Source organism: uncultured Idiomarina sp., from assembly GCF_964010655.1.
Taxonomy (GTDB): Bacteria; Pseudomonadota; Gammaproteobacteria; order Enterobacterales; family Alteromonadaceae; genus Idiomarina; species Idiomarina baltica.
The window spans coordinates 30,243-46,772 of record NZ_CAXGLS010000005.1 but is presented as its reverse complement, the minus strand read 5'-3'; the positions used below and the strand labels follow the sequence as shown (position 1 = coordinate 46,772).

The window sequence follows — 16,530 nt, the reverse complement described above, 5'->3', positions numbered from 1 at the left end:
CTGATTAAGGGCGTTGTCCAGCAAATTTTTGTTGCAGCGCCTCAGCCACACGCCCATCCACAAACTCGCCAACGTCGCCGCCATGCAAAGCAACTTCTTTAACTAGAGTCGACGAAATAAAGGAGTTTTCTTCAGCGGGTGTTAAAAACACACTTTCCAGCTCGGGGAATAGTCGTCGATTCATATTGGCAAGTTGGAATTCGTACTCAAAATCCGAGACCGCGCGCAAGCCACGAATCAATACCGATGCATCATGGTCCTTAGCAAAATTAACTAACAGTCCTGAAAAACCCACCACACGCACATTGTCCAACTTCTCAGTCACTTGTTGAGCTAATAGTACCCGTTCTTGCAAGCTAAATAACGGCTTCTTACTTGGACTTTCCGCTACACCGACGATGATCTCACTGAACAGGCTTGCAGCGCGCTCGATAAGGTCGGCGTGGCCATTGGTTATGGGATCAAAAGTGCCAGGGTAAATAGCTCTACGATGCATAGGTTCCTCGTTTTAACGTTGTGCAAACTTTACAGTACATCCTCAAAACTGGCTCATCTTTATAGCTTTTGCAAATTAGGGATGCGGCTTTCAGTGAACATGCGTAAAATACAGGGTAATGTTAAGAAAGCCAAATGACTGAACAGGATTTCGTAATGAACACAAATTTTTATCAGCACCTTAATGAGCAACTCGAACAGACCAAATCAGACGGTCTGTACAAAAAAGAACGTATTATCACTTCTGATCAAAGTTCTGAAATTACCGTTAATGGCCAACAAGTGTTGAACTTTTGTGCCAACAATTACTTAGGCCTTGCCAATCATCCGGACCTAATTAAAGCGGCTAAGCAAGGTCTTGATGAACACGGCTTTGGTACTGCGTCGGTGCGTTTTATTTGTGGTACGCAAGATATTCACAAAACACTGGAAACTAAACTGAGTGACTTTCTGGGTACCGAAGACACGATTCTTTATTCTTCGTGTTTTGACGCCAATGGGGGTCTATTTGAGACCTTGATGGGCCCAGAGGACGCTATTATCAGCGATGAGTTAAACCACGCCAGCATTATTGATGGCATCCGTCTTAGTAAAGCGAAACGCTACCGCTATAAAAACAATAACCTTGATGACCTTGAACAACAACTTAAACAAGCCGATGCTGATGGCGCACGTTTTAAGTTGATTGCGACCGACGGTGTATTCTCGATGGACGGTGTTATTGCCGATCTTAAAGGTATCTGTGACTTAGCAGATAAATATGACGCCTTGGTGATGATGGATGACTGCCACGCAACTGGCTTCTTAGGCGCTAATGGTAAAGGTACCCATGAATACTGCGACGTTTTGGGTCGCGTTGATATCATCACCGGAACGTTGGGTAAAGCTTTAGGCGGTGCTTCCGGTGGTTACACATCGGGCAAAAAGGAAGTGATCGATTGGTTACGTCAGCGTTCGCGTCCTTATTTATTCTCTAACTCGGTAGCACCGGCTATCGTTCAAGCATCCATCAAAGTACTTGAAATGCTTGAACAGGGTAACGAATTACGTGAACGACTCTGGAATAACGCAACCTATTTCAGAACCGAAATGGAAGCGGCGGGCTTTACCCTCAGCGGTGCTGACCATGCGATTATTCCGGTCATGATTGGCGACGCTCGCCTTGCTTCTGAAATGGCTGATCGTTTGCTCGAAGAAGGTATCTATGTCATCGGATTCTCGTTCCCTGTCGTACCTAAGGGCAAAGCGCGTATCCGTACGCAAATGTCTGCGGCACACACACGCGAACAACTTGACCGCACTATTGAAGCATTCACACGTATTGGTAAAGAGCTCGGCGTTATTTAACGCCGAGTCTGGGGACTGATTATGAAAGCACTAGCGAAACTGCATTCAAAGCCGGGTATTTGGATGACCGACGTCGAGAAGCCGGAATTTGGTTATAACGACGTACTCATCAAAATTAAGAAAACCGCGATTTGCGGTACCGATGTTCACATTTATAAATGGGACGATTGGTCACAAAAAACGATTCCAGTGCCTATGGTTGTAGGCCACGAATACGTGGGTGAAGTAGCCGCCATGGGTGATGGCGTGCGCGGCTTTGAAGTCGGTGATCGTGTATCCGGTGAAGGGCATATTACCTGTGGTCACTGCCGCAACTGTCGTGCTGGACGCCGTCATTTGTGCCGCAATACCTATGGTGTTGGGGTCAACCGCCCTGGTGCCTTTGCCGAGTACCTCGTTATCCCGGCTGACAACGCATTTAAGTTGCCGGACGACGTCACCGACGATATGGCGGCCATCATGGATCCTTTGGGTAATGCGGTACATACCGCCCTTGCCTTTGATCTCGTTGGCGAGGATGTTCTGATTACCGGCGCAGGTCCTATCGGTATTATGGCGGCGGCAGTGGCTCGCCATGTCGGGGCACGTCATGTAGTGATCACCGATGTGAATGAGTACCGACTTGAGCTAGCCAAAAAGATGGGTGTAACTCGTGCCGTTAACGTGGCTGAAGAGAGTCTCAAAGACGTTATGTCAGAGCTGGGCATGAAAGAAGGCTTTGACGTTGGGCTAGAGATGTCCGGTGTACCGTCAGCATTCTCGCAAATGCTCGCGACGATGAACCATGGCGGTAAGGTGGCAATGTTAGGAATTCCACCTGAAAACGTTGCCATTGACTGGAACGAAGTTATCTTTAAGGGACTGGTCATTAAAGGTATCTATGGTCGTGAAATGTTTGAAACTTGGTACAAAATGGCCAGTTTGCTGCAATCAGGCTTAGATATTTCACCTATATTGACCCATCAAATGTCAGTTGATGACTACGAGGAAGGGTTCGAAACCATGGTTTCGGGTCAGTCCGGTAAAGTTATTCTTAATTGGGACTAACGATGACTCAGTCTGTTCGTCATATTTCATTGGTAGAAGCCCACCAAGCATGGGCTTCGGATGCCTCTCCTGTGTTCGTTGATATTAGAGATCCGCAATCCTTTCAAGCGGGTCATATCCCCAATGCACAACCACTCAACAACGACAATATCAGTGACTTCTTAGCGAATACCGATAAAGACACGCAGGTCATTGTTGTGTGTTACCACGGTATAAGCAGTCAACAAGCCGCGCTGGTGCTGGAATCGCAAGGCCTCACGCAAGTGAGTAGCATGGATGGCGGCTTTACCGCTTGGCAAACGGCCTACCCAGAAGCGGTCGAGCAGGGCTAAATTAATGAAACGCTTACTCACAACTCAGGATGGTCCTTACCTTCAGCAGTTATATGCGTGGCTTCGTAGCCAAGGTATCCCTGTCAGTGTGAGTGAGCGAAATGGCAAACTAGATTTGTTACTGCATCAAAGCAGTTACGAGGCACGGGCTCGCCAACTTATAGACGAGTTTAAGGCTGACCCAGACATCATTGCGGTTCGTGAACAGACAAAAAATCGTGAATTGCTAAATGACCTGATGAAAAATACAGGTTGGTTAACCCGCATCATTGCCGTGGTTTGCGTGCTTATGTTTATAGGCATTATGGCGGGCGGTGATACTTTTGTTCGTTACTTTATCATTAGTGATAGCTTTTCTCAGCTCCCGCTCGATGCCCCTTGGCGATTTATAACGCCCGCCTTTCTTCACTTTTCCGCTACCCACATCGTTTTTAACTTATTTTGGTGGTGGTATTTAGGTGGTCGGATAGAGGTCTATTTAGGGACACGTTGGTTGTTTGCCTTGTTCGTACTTACCGCTGTCAGTGCTAACGTGATTCAATTTCAGGTAAGTGGCCCTAATTTTGGCGGGATGTCTGGTGTGGTTTACGGTTTATTGGGTTTTTGTTGGCTATATAGTGGGCAGCGCAATACTCCACTTAAACTGCCACCTGCACTCATTCTATTTATGCTGGGTTGGCTGATACTTGGCTACACCAATGTACTCTGGGTCAACGTGGCAAACGAAGCTCACCTAGCTGGGCTGATAGCAGGTTGCATTGCAGGGATCACCGTTCGCAAACTCACGCCCAAACCGCGCTATTGATAAATATATTTCGTGAAAATGACTTGCTTGATCACCGTACTGCCGGTCTCCTTCGCCATCAATCGCTGTGCTTGTTCAAAACACTTAAGTCGCAACTGATCTCTGCCCGTCATTGTTCTGATTTGCTGTTCACTCGCTGTACTTAGGATCTGAATAAAAGCATCTCTCAACAATGGAGCGTGATGCTCTACCACGCTCACATTTTGTGGATTATCGACCATGACCTCTACAGCAACCCGAATAAAGCCAAGTCGATACTCTTCTTTATCCTTAATAAAATTTGTAATGATATCTGGCTCAAATCCATAGTAAGCGACATCCTGAGCTCGCGCGGCGCTTGCCGAGAATAGCGTAAGACTGAAAAGTAACAAAATGCTGAACAACCAACGTTGCAAGGTCATAATTCATTAGCCTTTATAATGTTTAACGGCAGTGGCTTTGGTATGATAGCCAAAGAATATCATGAGCACCAATCACTATGTCTATTGAATTTCTCAGTACCGAACCTTGTTGTTGGCAGCGTGCCTCCGATATCCAACTAGAGCCAACCGTCCGAGATTGGTTACTAGACGAGAGTTCACTTACAGCCAAGTTACGTTCGTTACCAGGCTCTTTTGCGGTGGAACTCATCGGTCAAACTGCGGCATCACCCTTTGCCAATGAACGTTCAAAGTTTCCACAGCAAACTCTTTTTGTTGTTCGGGAAGTACTACTCACTCTAGACGAGCGTCCATTCGTATTCGCTCGTAGCGTTTTTCCTATATCGGCGGCAGACCGGCATAACCTTAATTTGGGTGAGCTCGGGACACAGTCGTTAGGTCAGTCATTATTTAACCAGCCCGATTTAACTCGCTCGACTTTTGAAGTTACTCAACTACCCTTAAACCATGGTATCAACGAAATTAATCAGCACTTTTACCAGCAAAAAGGCCCTCTTTGGGGACGACGGAGCCTGTTCGAAACCCAGGGACAAAGTGTTTTAGTAAGCGAGTTTTTCTTAAGCCCTGTACCGATATACTGAGGTAATCAATGAATAAACTTAACAGCTATTGGCGTTTAATGCGCGCTGACCGTCCTATTGGTACTTATTTGCTCGCATGGCCAACGTTATGGGCACTTCTTATTGCCGGTGACGGTAATCCACCCCTCAAAATCGTGGTCATATTTATGTTAGGTACATTTTTAATGCGCTCAGCAGGCTGTGTGATTAATGACTTCGCAGACCGTAATCTTGATGGTCATGTGGAGCGCACAAAATTACGCCCTCTTGCTGCCGGTGAGGTCAACAGCACCGAGGCCATCCTGTTATTCTTTGGACTTTTGATACTCGCATTTCTGCTGGTGCTTCAGTTTAATACACAAACCATTATGCTGGCTTTTGCCGCAGCCGGTGTGGCATCTCTCTATCCATTTTGCAAACGCTGGACACAACTTCCTCAAGTCGTGTTAGGTATCGCGTTTAGCTTCGGTATTTTGATGGCATTTAGTGCGCTGAATAGCGATCAATGGTGGCTTGCGGGTGGCTTATTTATTGCTAATATCGTTTGGACCATTGCCTACGATACCGAGTACGCTATGGCGGATCGAGCAGATGACCTCAAAGTAGGCATAAAAAGTACAGCCATCCTGTTCGGTCGTTACGATAGACTCATTATCGCTGTCTTGCAGGTTGTGACTTTAATTATTCTCGCCGTGGTTTGGCATCACCTCAATGTGCAGTGGTACGCTTGGCTCGGTCTCATAGCCGCCGCTTGTCTGTTTAGTTATCAACATTGGATGATACGAGAACGAGCACCTAAGGCCTGTTTCCAAGCCTTTCTGCATAATCACTACATTGGAATGGTTATTGGCGTCAGCCTTGCGCTTCACTACTGGTATTAATGAGTCGAGCGGATGGTCAACGCATTTAGTCTGCGCTGACCATCAACTGTTGCACCGATTGACGAATCGTCTGCAAGATTGTCGGATCGAGCAACTCATCTATGTCGTCACTTAATGGACCTATTTCAGGCGCAGCCACTTGATCGCCATCATCGTTGACTTGCAAGAGAGATTGGGCCTTAAGGCTTGCGATAAAACTTGTCATGACTTTCTTATCATAGAACTCTGGCGCATCAATGCCATGAATCGAGCTGAGTCGTTCAGCGAGCGTTATCGACTGACGCTCAAGTTCGGCACGCTTAATCGGCTGCGCTTGCTGCAACAACTCTAAAACGATTGCATAACGCTGTAACGTCTCGCTTGCGCTGCCCGCCAATAATTTAAGTTGTAACCACGCCGCCGTTTCGCGGTTTGCTGCGCGCACCATCTCACCATCAAGGCTAATAAGCTGTTGGCGTTCTAATTCTTCTACGATAGCACGCACCCAAGTATCTAAATCCTTGTCGCTGTGTGACAAAAATAACTCAGCCTGCAACATGGGGTATACCGCGCTACAACGCTCGATAATAGTTGTGACGTTCACTTTTTGCTTGGCATGAATCAAAGATGCAATCACACCGGGTAATATCATTAAGTGAAGTACATTATTTCGGTAATACGTCATTGCAATAGCATTCGCTGCGTGCAAGGAGATGACCTGCCCCATTGAGTCATCTTCTACGTCAAACTTATCGGTGCGTAGCGCCAACGACAACAGCTCTTCTGCTGACTGCTCAGGTACGTTGACGTGATGCGTATATGGCACCTCGCGTAGTAAATTCAGGTAAACATTGATTTGGGCAATCAGTTCTTCTCGCGTTAGCGCATTATGCTCCGAACTTAATAGCGCCAATGCCGTGAGATTAACGCTATTGGCAGCCGCACAATCATTGATACCGCGCATGACTTGCTCGGCTAAGCCATTGACCGTCGGTGTTAACCAACTGGGTCTTTCGGGCTCTTCTGCGCCTCGTGTGACAGAACGCTGCCAGTCATCAACATGGTCATCCATATAGGCTTTTAAATCGATGGGCGAGCCGAAAGTAACAAATCCCTGACCAAAGTTTTTCAGCTTAGTGACGGACTTCAAAACTTGGAACAACGATTCTTTCTCTTTATTTTTACCTTTGAGCTCTTTGAGGTAAGTTGCTACCTCCATTACGTGCTCATAACCTAAGTACACGGGTACAATCGAAATCGGTCTTTGCTGACCTCTCAACATACCTTGCACGGTCATGGCAAACATACCCGTCTTAGGCGGCAATAAACGCCCCGTACGTGAGCGTCCACCCTCGGTAAAGTATTCGACCGGGTAGCCTTTCTGGAACAACCAGCATAGATACTCACGAAATACAGATGAATAGAGCTTGTTGCCGCGAAACGAACGACGAATAAAGAATGCGCCGCCACGGCGGAAAATCGAACCCACAGGGAAAAAGTTTAAATTAACCCCTGCGGCGATATGCGGAGGTACAAGACCTTGCTTATAGATAACGTAACTTAACAGCAAGTAATCCATATGACTTCGGTGGCAAGGTACATAAATGATTTCATGCCCTTGCTGGGCAAGCTTACGCACTTCATCGGCGCCTCGCACATCGATACCGTTATAGATTCGACTCCACATCCATGTCATAAAGCGATCTAATACACGTACCAAGGTTTCGCTGTAGTTGGCGGCAATTTCGTTTAAATAGCCTTTAGCCTTTTTTAAGGCTTGCGCCTCATCCACTTTATTAGAGCGCTGCTCATCTTTTATCGCCTTTTTAAGCGCCGGTGTTTTTAGAAGCTGGTTCAAAAGCTCATTGCGATCGCTCAATTTAGGACCCGCAACCGCATAACGCATGCGTACAAAGTGGACCCGAGCCACACGCGCTAGTTTATGCGCTATACGATAATCGGCGCCACTTTGACGACTCATCTGGCCTAAGCTTACAGGACGCGACATGCGGCATAGAACTTGACGCCCGGACAACATGATCAACCAGAACTTACGCAAATGCCCCGGGTTATCTAAGTCACCGGTCATGGCATTTCCCGCGTGAGCCTCTTGTCCGGGCTTGCGACCCCAAAATATCCCCACTGGGAGTAATTGTACATCCAGTTCAGGATCGGCTTGATGCGCTTCTAGTAGCGCTTGAAATTGCGAAAGTGCTCGTGCTGAAGCGGCGTCATCGCGCTCCGGTAACAGTAGCACTCGATCAAACGACTTTCCGTTGATGTAAAGGGGCTGTTGCGGATCGGGTAGCTGATTTTCACGCGCGGAACGCTGCAAAATAGCGAAGTCAGACTTGGCATTTGAGCGCATCACGTACACTACAGGTGCTGCCGTGATATCCGCCTGATCGGCCTCAGGTTTATCAATTATGGTCATTGCTCGTGTCATCCAACGGATAGGATGTTTAAAGAGCGCGTAACTCCAACTCACCGCGGTCATGATATTCCTTGCTACCCTTGCGTTTAAAACAGTAAGACAATAATCATAACAATTCCGTTCGAAAAAGTCGTCGAATAAAATGACTTGCATCTCACCAATACCTGTATATACTCACAGTATACTGTACAGATAAACAGGTAATTGATATGCGTCCACTGACTCCCAGACAAGCCGAAATTCTTGAGTTAATTAAAGATAACTTACAAGCAACCGGTATGCCGCCTACGCGCGCCGAAATCGCGAGTCGGTTGGGCTTTCGCTCAGCCAACGCTGCTGAAGAGCATTTAAAAGCGTTAGCCAAAAAGGGCGTGATTGAAATCATGCCGGGCATGTCTCGCGGCATTCGCTTAGTGGCTGAAGATATAGAAGAAGAGCTTGGCTTGCCGCTCATTGGTCAAGTGGCAGCTGGTGAGCCCATATTGGCCCAAGAGCATATCGAACGCCATTATCAACTCGATGAATCAATGTTTTATCCCAGTGCACAATTTTTGCTTCGTGTTAACGGGATGAGCATGAGAAATATTGGAATTTTGGACGGTGATTTGCTCGCTGTCCATAAAACTGAACAAGCGCGCAATGGGCAGATTGTAGTCGCCCGCGTTGAAGACGAAGTCACGGTTAAACGGTTTGAACAAAAAGGTCGTCAAGTACTATTGCATCCCGAGAACGAAGAGTTCTCTACGATTGTTGTCGACCTTGCCCAGCAAGTATTTGCTATCGAAGGACTTGCCGTTGGCATCATTCGTAACGGAGCATCTTTATGAAAAGACTACAATCAAACAGCAGCAATCACCCTGGACTATGGACATACAACAATCAACAGCCCGAAGTGATTACGCCTAATGTTGTTCCGCCTAGTTTATCAGCGGCACTTGAAGCGGCAGTACACAGCATCGGACAGCGCTGGATTACAGTTATCGGCGGACAGGCCAGTTTTGTACAACAACTTGTTAACGCAGGTATTCCTCGCCAACGTATTCGTTGGCTACGCCCAGGCAAGACGGACGATCGCGCATGGGCACTCGAACAAGCCGTATTATCAGGAACCAGTGACGTTGTGGTCGCTTGGGTTAGTGGCTTCGACAAGCGCGCTGCGCAGCGTATTCGTCTATCATCTCGAGTGAGCCAAACCCAGAGCTTCATGTTTGAAGAGGATGTATTAACCCCCCACCTGCACTAATCCCCCAACAGGGTTAATACATTTCTGGCTGCTTCGGCAGCCTTTTTTTTAACATTTATGGACACTTTTTAACCATTTAACGTTTTTGATCTAGATCTTTGTGTAGATTTTAGTTAATAAATGATACTACCCAACTATATAAATTAGTATAACTTATAAACTACAACAAAGAGTTGGTAGAGAAAGTGATTTCTGGGGAGAAGCTGTTCCTTTTTCTGCTTACCTCTTTGTTCTTCCAAGCTAGCATTTTGCTCAAGCAGAGAAGAATGAGAGGAGAAGTCACGTGAAAATGAAGCCGTTATGGGCACTACCCCTGTTGTATAGTGCATCTGCGCTTTCCCAAGAGCGCAGCCTCAACCTCACGAAAGGTGTAACAGAAGTCAGTCGGGACGTTTACGACTTGCACATGACGATATTTTATATCTGCTGTGTGATCGGTGTTGTCGTTTTTGGACTGATGTTCTATTCAATGATTAGACACCGCAAATCCCGCGGTCGTGAGCCCGCGAAGTTCCATGAGAATGTAAAGGTTGAAATTCTTTGGACGCTGATTCCGTTCCTTATTTTGGTGGGTATGGCGATACCTGCAACATCGACCTTAATAGCAATGGAAGATACATCAGATGCTGACGTAACTATTCAGGTCACCGGATCCCAATGGAAATGGCACTACAAATATTTTGATCGCGAAGTAGAATTTTTTAGTCGCTTAGCGACTCAACAACAACAAATAGATAATAAGTTTGATAAGAGTGAAAACTACCTTAGAGAGGTCGATAACCCACTTGTTTTGCCGACGGGTCAAAAGGTTCGTTTTCTCGTCACTTCTGACGATGTTATCCACAGTTGGTGGGTACCAGATTTTGCCGTTAAAAAGGATGCCAACCCCGGCTTTATTAACGAAGCCTGGACTCGAATTGATGAACCCGGTATTTATCGCGGTCAGTGTGCCGAGTTGTGCGGCAAAGACCACGGCTTTATGCCCATCGTTGTAATTGCAAAGACCCCTGAAGACTACGCTAAATGGATCGACGAGACAGAAGCAAAGCAAATTGCCGAGCAAAAGCGCCAGCAAGAGTTGCTTGATATGGAAATGTCGATGGACGAGTTAATGGCGATGGGTGAAAAAATTTATAACAGTACGTGTGCTGCATGCCATCAGCCTAACGGTCAAGGCATTTCAGGCACCTTCCCTGCGCTTGCAGGCAGTCCGATTGCGTCTAAGCCAGAAAATATCGATAAGCACATTGATATTGTTTTGCACGGTGTCCAAGGATCAGCGATGCAAGCTTTTGCCCAGCAATTAACAATGCAAGAGCTGGCTTCTGTTATTACTTACGAGCGTAATGCCTGGGGTAATGATACGGGCGAGATGGTACAAGCCGCCGACATTAACGCAGCAATGAATAAATAAGGAGACGGTGATGAGCACAGTAGTGGACGATCACAATCACGAAGCACACCACGATCATAAGCCGTCTGGCATTACTCGTTGGTTGTTTACCACAAACCACAAAGATATTGGTTCGATGTATTTGTGGTTTAGTTTAATTATGTTTTTTGTTGGCGGTGCAATGGCGATGGTCATTCGTGCCGAACTTTTTCAACCGGGTTTACAACTGGTGGAGCCTCAGTTTTTTAACCAGATGACCACCGTGCACGGACTCGTTATGATTTTTGGCGCCGTAATGCCGGCCTTTACGGGACTTGCGAACTGGATGGTGCCGATGATGATTGGCGCACCTGATATGGCATTGCCGCGCATGAATAACTGGAGCTTTTGGATTCTTCCATTCGCTTTCGTGATTCTTTTGTCATCATTATTCATGGAAGGCGGCGGTCCCGACTTTGGCTGGACGTTCTACGCGCCGCTCTCAACAACGTACAGTAATGACTCCACAGCGCTGTTCGTATTCGCCGTACACATCATGGGTATTTCATCCATTATGGGCGCGATCAACGTTATCGTAACCATAATCAATATGCGCGCGCCGGGCATGACTTACATGAAGATGCCTTTATTTGTCTGGACGTGGTTAATTACTGCCTTTTTATTGATTGCCGTCATGCCTGTACTTGCAGGCGCTGTGACGATGGTCCTCACCGATAAGTACTTTGGCACCAGCTTTTTTAATGCCGCCGGCGGCGGTGATCCGGTCATGTTCCAGCATATTTTCTGGTTCTTCGGTCACCCCGAGGTCTACATTATGATATTGCCGTCTTTCGGCATTATTTCAGCGATCATACCGACTTTCTCAAGGAAAAAATTATTTGGTTATTCCTCGATGGTGTATGCAACCGCCTCGATTGCCATTTTATCGTTTCTGGTCTGGGCACATCATATGTTTACTACAGGTATGCCCGTTTTCGCCGAGCTCTTTTTCATGTACTGCACGATGCTAATTGCTGTACCGACAGGCGTTAAAGTCTTTAACTGGGTTGCCACGATGTGGCGAGGCGCGATTTCGTTTGAGGTTCCCATGCTATTCGCACTCGCATTCGTGATTTTGTTCACGATTGGCGGCTTCTCCGGTGTCATGCTTGCGATGACCCCTGTCGACTTCCAGTATCATGATACTTACTTTGTCGTCGCTCACTTTCATTACGTGTTGGTAACCGGAGCAATCTTCTCTGTCATGGCAGCAAGCTATTATTGGCTGCCGAAGTGGACCGGACACATGTACGATACAACATTGGCAAGGCTGCACTTCTGGTGCTCTCTCATCTCGGTTAATGTGTTGTTTTTCCCAATGCATTTCGCGGGATTAGCCGGTATGCCTCGTCGTATCCCCGACTACGCGGTGCAGTTCGCAGATATCAACCAAATCACCAGTATCGGCGGCTTCGCCTTTGGTTTATCACAACTCCTCTTTTTATGGTTGGTGATCAAATGTGCGCGTGGTGGCGAAAAAGCAACAGCCAAGCCATGGGATGGCGCGGAAGGCCTCGAGTGGACCGTTCCGTCACCAGCTCCCTATCACACGTTTGAGACACCACCCAAAGTGGAGTGATCTTATGTCTGATAAACGTGCTAACAATAGTAAAATCGTCAAACGCCTGCTACTCACCGTAGCAGGCATGTTTGCCTTTGGTTTTGCGCTGGTACCGTTGTATAACGTATTTTGCGAGGTCACCGGGTTTAACGGACGTACCAACAACGAACCTGCTGCGGTCAGTCAACATGAGGTCGATAAAAGTCGTACCGTTAGAGTGCAATTTATTACGCGAACAGCACAAGGCATTCCGTGGAAGTTCGAACCGGAAATTAAAGAGGTGCGCGTTCATCCTGGCGAAGTACGTGTCGTAAACTTTCTTGCCGCGAACCCAACGCCTGATGATATGGTCGCTCAAGCGATTCCTTCTATCGCGCCAGCAGAGGCATCACTTTATCTTAATAAAGTCGAATGTTTTTGTTTCAATCAGCAACCGCTGGCCGCCGGCAACGATGCCAAAATGCCAATGCAGTTTTATATTGACCCTGACATTCCAGCCCATATCACCACCTTCACCCTGTCATACACGCTGTATGATATGACAGCCAACGCGACGCCAGAAGCTCTGGCTTTGCTTGAGTCAACAGAATAAGGAATACGTCGTTATGGCAGAACAACAACAAAGTTATTATGTACCACCGTCAAGCATTTGGCCCATCGTGGGAGCGCTTGGCTTAGGATTAATTGCATGGGGCGCCGCCCATACCGTTATTGAAGCAACCAGCGATACGCAAGGTTGGGGGTCGCACGTTCTTTTCGCCGGATTTGGTGTCATTGCGGTGATGCTGTTCGGTTGGTTCCGCGATCAGATCAATGAAACAATGAGCGGACTTCATAGCGATCAACTCGACACCTCTTATAAGCAAGGTATGAGTTGGTTCATCTTCTCTGAGGTGATGTTTTTTGGTGCCTTTTTTGGCGCGCTTTTCTACGCGCGAATGATTGCGGTGCCTTGGTTAGATGGCGCCAGCAATAACGTCATGACAGGTGAAGTTTTATGGCCTCAGTTCGTTGCTCAATGGCCTCTCGTTGAAACACCGGGTGGAACCAAAACACAAGCGATGGGCTGGTACGGATTACCATTGATTAATACCGTCATCTTGATCACCAGTTCGATAACCTGCCATTTTGCCCACGTGGGCCTGGAGAAAAACAAACGGACCCAACTCACTGCAATGCTTGGCCTAACAATAGTGCTCGGCATGATATTTCTCTATTTGCAAGGCACTGAGTATGTGCATGCTTACGAGGAGTTGGGACTCACCTTACAATCTGGCGTGTACGGAAACACCTTTTATCTGCTAACAGGCTTCCATGGCATGCATGTCACGCTAGGCACACTGATGTTGATCATTATGTTTTTACGCGTGCTTAAAGGACACTTCACGCCACAAAAGCATTTCGCCTTTCAGGCAACCAGTTGGTACTGGCACTTCGTTGACGTGGTGTGGATTTGCCTATTTGTGATTGTGTATGTGCTTTAAGGCTTAATAGGGCCTTGGATGAAACGGTAAAAAGCCTGCATACGCCGCGATCACCATGAGCAGTAAAACGATCGCGGCGATACCCACCCGACGTCCTAAATAACGCGACATCGGCGGTTTTTCTGGGTCATTGCTCAACATCACGAACAGAGCGCGAAATAAATTAAAAATCATATAAAGAAGAAGCGCGACAATAATGAGTTTGAAAAGAAGTAACATAAAAATCCCCTTAGTAGCGTCAATAGTTACTGTGATTGCTATTGCCATTTTGGTCAAGTTGGGATTCTGGCAACTCGATCGCGCTCAACAGAAACAACAGCTGTTCACCGATTTTGCGCAGGCACAAAATCAGCAGGCTCGCCCACTGACAGACAGACTATCGGATCGCAACTCCCTAAACCGCTTCGAGTTAATTAGCGTTACAGGCCAAATCGATACTAAACGCTACTTTTTGCTCGATAATCAAATGGTTGAAGGGCAACCTGGTTATCACGTCATTGCTTTACTCAAAAGCACTCAATTAAGCGAGCTGTTACCTGTTAACTTAGGTTGGATAGCGGCGCCACGGTCCCGCTCAGAAATTCCAACCGTCGAGTTACCGCAACAGGAATTAACAATAGAAGGTTTAGTTCGCATCCCTCAGGCGAATCAATTTATTTCTCAAGTATTTGAGGAGCAACACACGAAATGGCCAAAACGCGTCCAAGAGTTTATCCCGCAAACCATTAGTGAGCACACGGGGATAGCGCTAAAACCTTATGAGCTATTGTTGGTTTCGCCACAACTGAAAGGTTTTCGGCAACAGTGGGAGCCTCAAGTCATGGCACCGGAAAAACATCAGGCTTACGCGGTACAATGGTTTTCACTCGCTATTGCCTGCTTAGTGGTATACCTTGTAGTGCTATACAAATTAAATAAATCAAAACAAGAGGAGACACCATGAGCTCCCTCACACGCTCACAACGCACGTTGCTCATTGTTATTGCAGTATTCGCTCTGCCCGTCATAGGCGCATGGCTGACCCTTAAAACACACTGGTATCAGCCCGCTACCAATAAAGGCGTGTTGCTTGAGCAACCGCTCACGTTATCGCAACTCGAAGTGTTACCGGAAGGTTGGCGCGTCGCTTATCGAATGCCGGACGAGTGCAGTCAGCAATGTAAGAATACATTATATGTGCTGGGTCAACTCGATGTGGCTTTGGGAAAAGATAGCGACCGCGTGACCCCCGTCGTGCTATCACCACACACGGTGTCCAAACAACGCGAGTTGCCTCATTGGCAGGATATTGTAGCCATACAGTCACCCGAGATCATAAACGCCGTTAAGGTCATTCCGTCAGATCATGTATTTATCATCGATCCACAAGGCCACGTCATGCTGCACTACCCCACTTATGCCGATCATGAAACGATGGTTTTAGAAGGCAAGAACATCTTGGCTGACCTTCGCAAAATGTTAAAGCTTTCTCGGATTGGGTAGGATTGACTCATGCGTACACTCGTTAAAATCAGTTTGCTTTTAGCATTTTGTGTAATTGTTCTCGGTGCTTATACCCGACTTACCGAGGCGGGTTTGGGGTGTCCTGACTGGCCTGGCTGCTATGGGTTTATGAGTGTTCCTACTCAAGAGCATCATGTTGCTGAAGCACAAATGCGTTTCCCTGATGCGCCGCTTGAACACCATAAAGCATGGAATGAAATGATTCATCGCTACTTTGCTGGCACGTTAGGTCTTTTAATTCTAGTCATCGCTGTCGGCTCAGTATTAAAAAGACGTTCTACGTTCGACTCAAAGTCAACGCCTAAGAAGTTACCTTTGTTTATTTTGCTATTAGTCATATTCCAGGCAACGCTTGGCATGCTCACTGTCACAATGAACCTGCAGCCACTCATTGTCATGGGACACTTACTCGGTGGTTTTAGCGTACTGTCGCTGTTATTCCTGCTATCACTGCGTTTAGAACCCTACCGATTGGGAGGAGGCGACCCGGAGCTACGCAAATATCGTGGACTGGCACTATTTGCGTTGTTAGTCGTTATCGGACAAATAGCGCTTGGTGGCTGGGTTGCCGCAAACTATGCGGCAGTCGCCTGTACCGAGCTACCCGTGTGTGAGGGTAATTGGTCTTCTCAGCTCGATTTTGCGGGCGCGTTCAGTGTACCTGAAGCAACGAGTTATCAATTTGGCGCCCATGATTACGACGATAGAATGACAATGCACATCATGCATCGTTTTGGTGCGATCTTTACTACACTGGTGTTAGCTTGGCTATTATTTAAATGTCGGCGCAAAGCTCAGTCTGGCTTTTTTAGACGTTCATTAGCTTGGGTAGCCTTATTACTCATAGTCCAGATCAGCCTTGGCCTTAGCAATGTAATTTACAGCCTTCCTTTACCGGTCGCTGTCGCACACAACGCTGTGGGTGCGCTACTACTGCTGTCACTCGTTGCACTCAATTATAATCTTTCACGCAAAGCGTAAGAGGTG

The 16,530-nt window shown here is 47.0% G+C and carries 19 protein-coding genes; 15 read left to right on the top strand and 4 right to left on the bottom strand.

Annotated features, from left to right (window positions below; all coding sequences use genetic code 11):
- Positions 1-4: 4 nt before the first annotated feature.
- A complete protein-coding gene (gene coaD / locus ABNS04_RS02730; RefSeq protein ID WP_006953832.1) occupies positions 5-496 on the bottom strand; it encodes a pantetheine-phosphate adenylyltransferase in 492 nt (163 codons plus the stop codon).
- Between the two features lie 155 nt (positions 497-651).
- Here coaD and ABNS04_RS02725 point away from each other — a divergent pair, with 155 nt between their 5' ends.
- From ABNS04_RS02725 to ABNS04_RS02710, 4 genes are read left to right on the top strand one after another with little or no spacing between them, the layout of a single operon-like run.
- Complete coding sequence (locus ABNS04_RS02725; protein ID WP_006953833.1) at positions 652-1,842, top strand: glycine C-acetyltransferase; 1,191 nt, start codon at positions 652-654, stop codon at positions 1,840-1,842.
- A 21-nt stretch (positions 1,843-1,863) separates the two neighbouring features.
- Entirely contained in the window at positions 1,864-2,889 is a 1,026-nt protein-coding gene (gene tdh, locus ABNS04_RS02720; protein ID WP_006953834.1) for an L-threonine 3-dehydrogenase, read from the top strand.
- 2 nt (positions 2,890-2,891) lie between these two features.
- Positions 2,892-3,221 carry a thiosulfate sulfurtransferase GlpE gene (gene glpE / locus ABNS04_RS02715; RefSeq protein WP_006953835.1) on the top strand — a complete coding sequence of 110 codons (330 nt, stop codon included), beginning with the start codon at positions 2,892-2,894 and terminating at the stop codon, positions 3,219-3,221.
- Between the two features lie 4 nt (positions 3,222-3,225).
- Entirely contained in the window at positions 3,226-4,026 is an 801-nt protein-coding gene (locus ABNS04_RS02710; protein WP_006953836.1) for a rhomboid family intramembrane serine protease, read from the top strand.
- Here ABNS04_RS02710 and ABNS04_RS02705 read toward each other — a convergent pair.
- Positions 4,020-4,427, bottom strand: coding sequence for a flagellar basal body-associated FliL family protein (locus tag ABNS04_RS02705; protein ID WP_006953837.1), 408 nt, complete (start codon positions 4,425-4,427; stop codon positions 4,020-4,022). The genes ABNS04_RS02710 and ABNS04_RS02705 overlap by 7 nt on opposite strands.
- A 77-nt stretch (positions 4,428-4,504) precedes the next feature.
- Here ABNS04_RS02705 and ABNS04_RS02700 point away from each other — a divergent pair, with 77 nt between their 5' ends.
- Complete coding sequence (locus tag ABNS04_RS02700) at positions 4,505-5,047, top strand: chorismate lyase (RefSeq protein WP_006953838.1); 543 nt, start codon at positions 4,505-4,507, stop codon at positions 5,045-5,047.
- An 8-nt stretch (positions 5,048-5,055) separates the two neighbouring features.
- Positions 5,056-5,907 carry a 4-hydroxybenzoate octaprenyltransferase gene (ubiA, locus tag ABNS04_RS02695; protein ID WP_006953839.1) on the top strand — a complete coding sequence of 284 codons (852 nt, stop codon included), beginning with the start codon at positions 5,056-5,058 and terminating at the stop codon, positions 5,905-5,907.
- Between the two features lie 25 nt (positions 5,908-5,932).
- Here the strand turns inward: ubiA and plsB are convergent, their stop codons facing one another.
- Positions 5,933-8,383 (bottom strand): glycerol-3-phosphate 1-O-acyltransferase PlsB, encoded by a 2,451-nt coding sequence (gene plsB, locus ABNS04_RS02690; RefSeq protein ID WP_006953840.1) that lies wholly within the window; start codon positions 8,381-8,383, stop codon positions 5,933-5,935.
- Between the two features lie 146 nt (positions 8,384-8,529).
- Between plsB and lexA the strand changes: the two genes are divergently transcribed.
- From lexA to ABNS04_RS02660, 6 genes are all read left to right on the top strand, one after another.
- Complete coding sequence (gene lexA / locus ABNS04_RS02685; protein ID WP_006953841.1) at positions 8,530-9,147, top strand: transcriptional repressor LexA; 618 nt, start codon at positions 8,530-8,532, stop codon at positions 9,145-9,147.
- Positions 9,144-9,563 carry a hypothetical protein gene (locus tag ABNS04_RS02680; protein WP_006953842.1) on the top strand — a complete coding sequence of 140 codons (420 nt, stop codon included), beginning with the start codon at positions 9,144-9,146 and terminating at the stop codon, positions 9,561-9,563. Before lexA ends, ABNS04_RS02680 begins: the two co-directional genes overlap by 4 nt.
- Before the next feature lie 289 nt (positions 9,564-9,852).
- Positions 9,853-10,977, top strand: a complete 1,125-nt coding sequence (coxB, locus tag ABNS04_RS02675) for a cytochrome c oxidase subunit II (RefSeq protein WP_040487493.1) — start codon at positions 9,853-9,855, stop codon at positions 10,975-10,977.
- A 10-nt stretch (positions 10,978-10,987) separates the two neighbouring features.
- Positions 10,988-12,574 carry a cytochrome c oxidase subunit I gene (gene ctaD / locus ABNS04_RS02670; protein ID WP_006953844.1) on the top strand — a complete coding sequence of 529 codons (1,587 nt, stop codon included), beginning with the start codon at positions 10,988-10,990 and terminating at the stop codon, positions 12,572-12,574.
- 4 nt (positions 12,575-12,578) lie between these two features.
- Positions 12,579-13,148 (top strand): cytochrome c oxidase assembly protein, encoded by a 570-nt coding sequence (locus ABNS04_RS02665; RefSeq protein WP_006953845.1) that lies wholly within the window; start codon positions 12,579-12,581, stop codon positions 13,146-13,148.
- A gap of 13 nt (positions 13,149-13,161) precedes the next feature.
- The gene (locus tag ABNS04_RS02660) at positions 13,162-14,040 is read left to right on the top strand and encodes a cytochrome c oxidase subunit 3 (RefSeq protein WP_006953846.1); all 879 of its coding nucleotides are present in this window, start codon (positions 13,162-13,164) and stop codon (positions 14,038-14,040) included.
- 3 nt (positions 14,041-14,043) lie between these two features.
- Here the strand turns inward: ABNS04_RS02660 and ABNS04_RS02655 are convergent, their stop codons facing one another.
- The gene (locus tag ABNS04_RS02655; protein ID WP_006953847.1) at positions 14,044-14,259 is read right to left on the bottom strand and encodes a DUF2909 domain-containing protein; all 216 of its coding nucleotides are present in this window, start codon (positions 14,257-14,259) and stop codon (positions 14,044-14,046) included.
- Between the two features lie 31 nt (positions 14,260-14,290).
- On the opposite strand from ABNS04_RS02655, the gene ABNS04_RS02650 reads away from it, so the two are divergent.
- The 3 genes from ABNS04_RS02650 to ABNS04_RS02640 are packed head-to-tail and all read left to right on the top strand — an operon-like array spanning position 14,291 to position 16,524.
- Entirely contained in the window at positions 14,291-14,983 is a 693-nt protein-coding gene (locus tag ABNS04_RS02650; protein WP_006953848.1) for an SURF1 family protein, read from the top strand.
- The gene (locus tag ABNS04_RS02645) at positions 14,980-15,522 is read left to right on the top strand and encodes a hypothetical protein (RefSeq protein WP_006953849.1); all 543 of its coding nucleotides are present in this window, start codon (positions 14,980-14,982) and stop codon (positions 15,520-15,522) included. Before ABNS04_RS02650 ends, ABNS04_RS02645 begins: the two co-directional genes overlap by 4 nt.
- Before the next feature lie 9 nt (positions 15,523-15,531).
- Positions 15,532-16,524, top strand: a complete 993-nt coding sequence (locus ABNS04_RS02640) for a COX15/CtaA family protein (protein ID WP_272978277.1) — start codon at positions 15,532-15,534, stop codon at positions 16,522-16,524.
- The last annotated feature ends 6 nt before the right edge of the window (positions 16,525-16,530 follow it).

Bases quoted from the DNA above. Each gene is read 5' to 3' on its own strand.
- ABNS04_RS02640 (WP_272978277.1), top strand. From the start codon at position 15,532: ATGCGTACACTCGTTAAAATCAGTTTGCTTTTAGCATTTTGTGTAATT.
- ABNS04_RS02655 (WP_006953847.1), bottom strand. From the start codon at position 14,259: ATGTTACTTCTTTTCAAACTCATTATTGTCGCGCTTCTTCTTTATATG.
- tdh (WP_006953834.1), top strand. From the start codon at position 1,864: ATGAAAGCACTAGCGAAACTGCATTCAAAGCCGGGTATTTGGATGACC.
- ABNS04_RS02710 (WP_006953836.1), top strand. From the start codon at position 3,226: ATGAAACGCTTACTCACAACTCAGGATGGTCCTTACCTTCAGCAGTTA.
- ABNS04_RS02700 (WP_006953838.1), top strand. From the start codon at position 4,505: ATGTCTATTGAATTTCTCAGTACCGAACCTTGTTGTTGGCAGCGTGCC.
- ABNS04_RS02725 (WP_006953833.1), top strand. From the start codon at position 652: ATGAACACAAATTTTTATCAGCACCTTAATGAGCAACTCGAACAGACC.
- ABNS04_RS02680 (WP_006953842.1), top strand. From the start codon at position 9,144: ATGAAAAGACTACAATCAAACAGCAGCAATCACCCTGGACTATGGACA.
- ctaD (WP_006953844.1), top strand. From the start codon at position 10,988: ATGAGCACAGTAGTGGACGATCACAATCACGAAGCACACCACGATCAT.
- ABNS04_RS02645 (WP_006953849.1), top strand. From the start codon at position 14,980: ATGAGCTCCCTCACACGCTCACAACGCACGTTGCTCATTGTTATTGCA.
- ABNS04_RS02705 (WP_006953837.1), bottom strand. From the start codon at position 4,427: ATGACCTTGCAACGTTGGTTGTTCAGCATTTTGTTACTTTTCAGTCTT.
- glpE (WP_006953835.1), top strand. From the start codon at position 2,892: ATGACTCAGTCTGTTCGTCATATTTCATTGGTAGAAGCCCACCAAGCA.
- plsB (WP_006953840.1), bottom strand. From the start codon at position 8,383: ATGACCGCGGTGAGTTGGAGTTACGCGCTCTTTAAACATCCTATCCGT.
- coxB (WP_040487493.1), top strand. From the start codon at position 9,853: ATGAAGCCGTTATGGGCACTACCCCTGTTGTATAGTGCATCTGCGCTT.
- coaD (WP_006953832.1), bottom strand. From the start codon at position 496: ATGCATCGTAGAGCTATTTACCCTGGCACTTTTGATCCCATAACCAAT.
- lexA (WP_006953841.1), top strand. From the start codon at position 8,530: ATGCGTCCACTGACTCCCAGACAAGCCGAAATTCTTGAGTTAATTAAA.
- ABNS04_RS02660 (WP_006953846.1), top strand. From the start codon at position 13,162: ATGGCAGAACAACAACAAAGTTATTATGTACCACCGTCAAGCATTTGG.
- ABNS04_RS02665 (WP_006953845.1), top strand. From the start codon at position 12,579: ATGTCTGATAAACGTGCTAACAATAGTAAAATCGTCAAACGCCTGCTA.
- ubiA (WP_006953839.1), top strand. From the start codon at position 5,056: ATGAATAAACTTAACAGCTATTGGCGTTTAATGCGCGCTGACCGTCCT.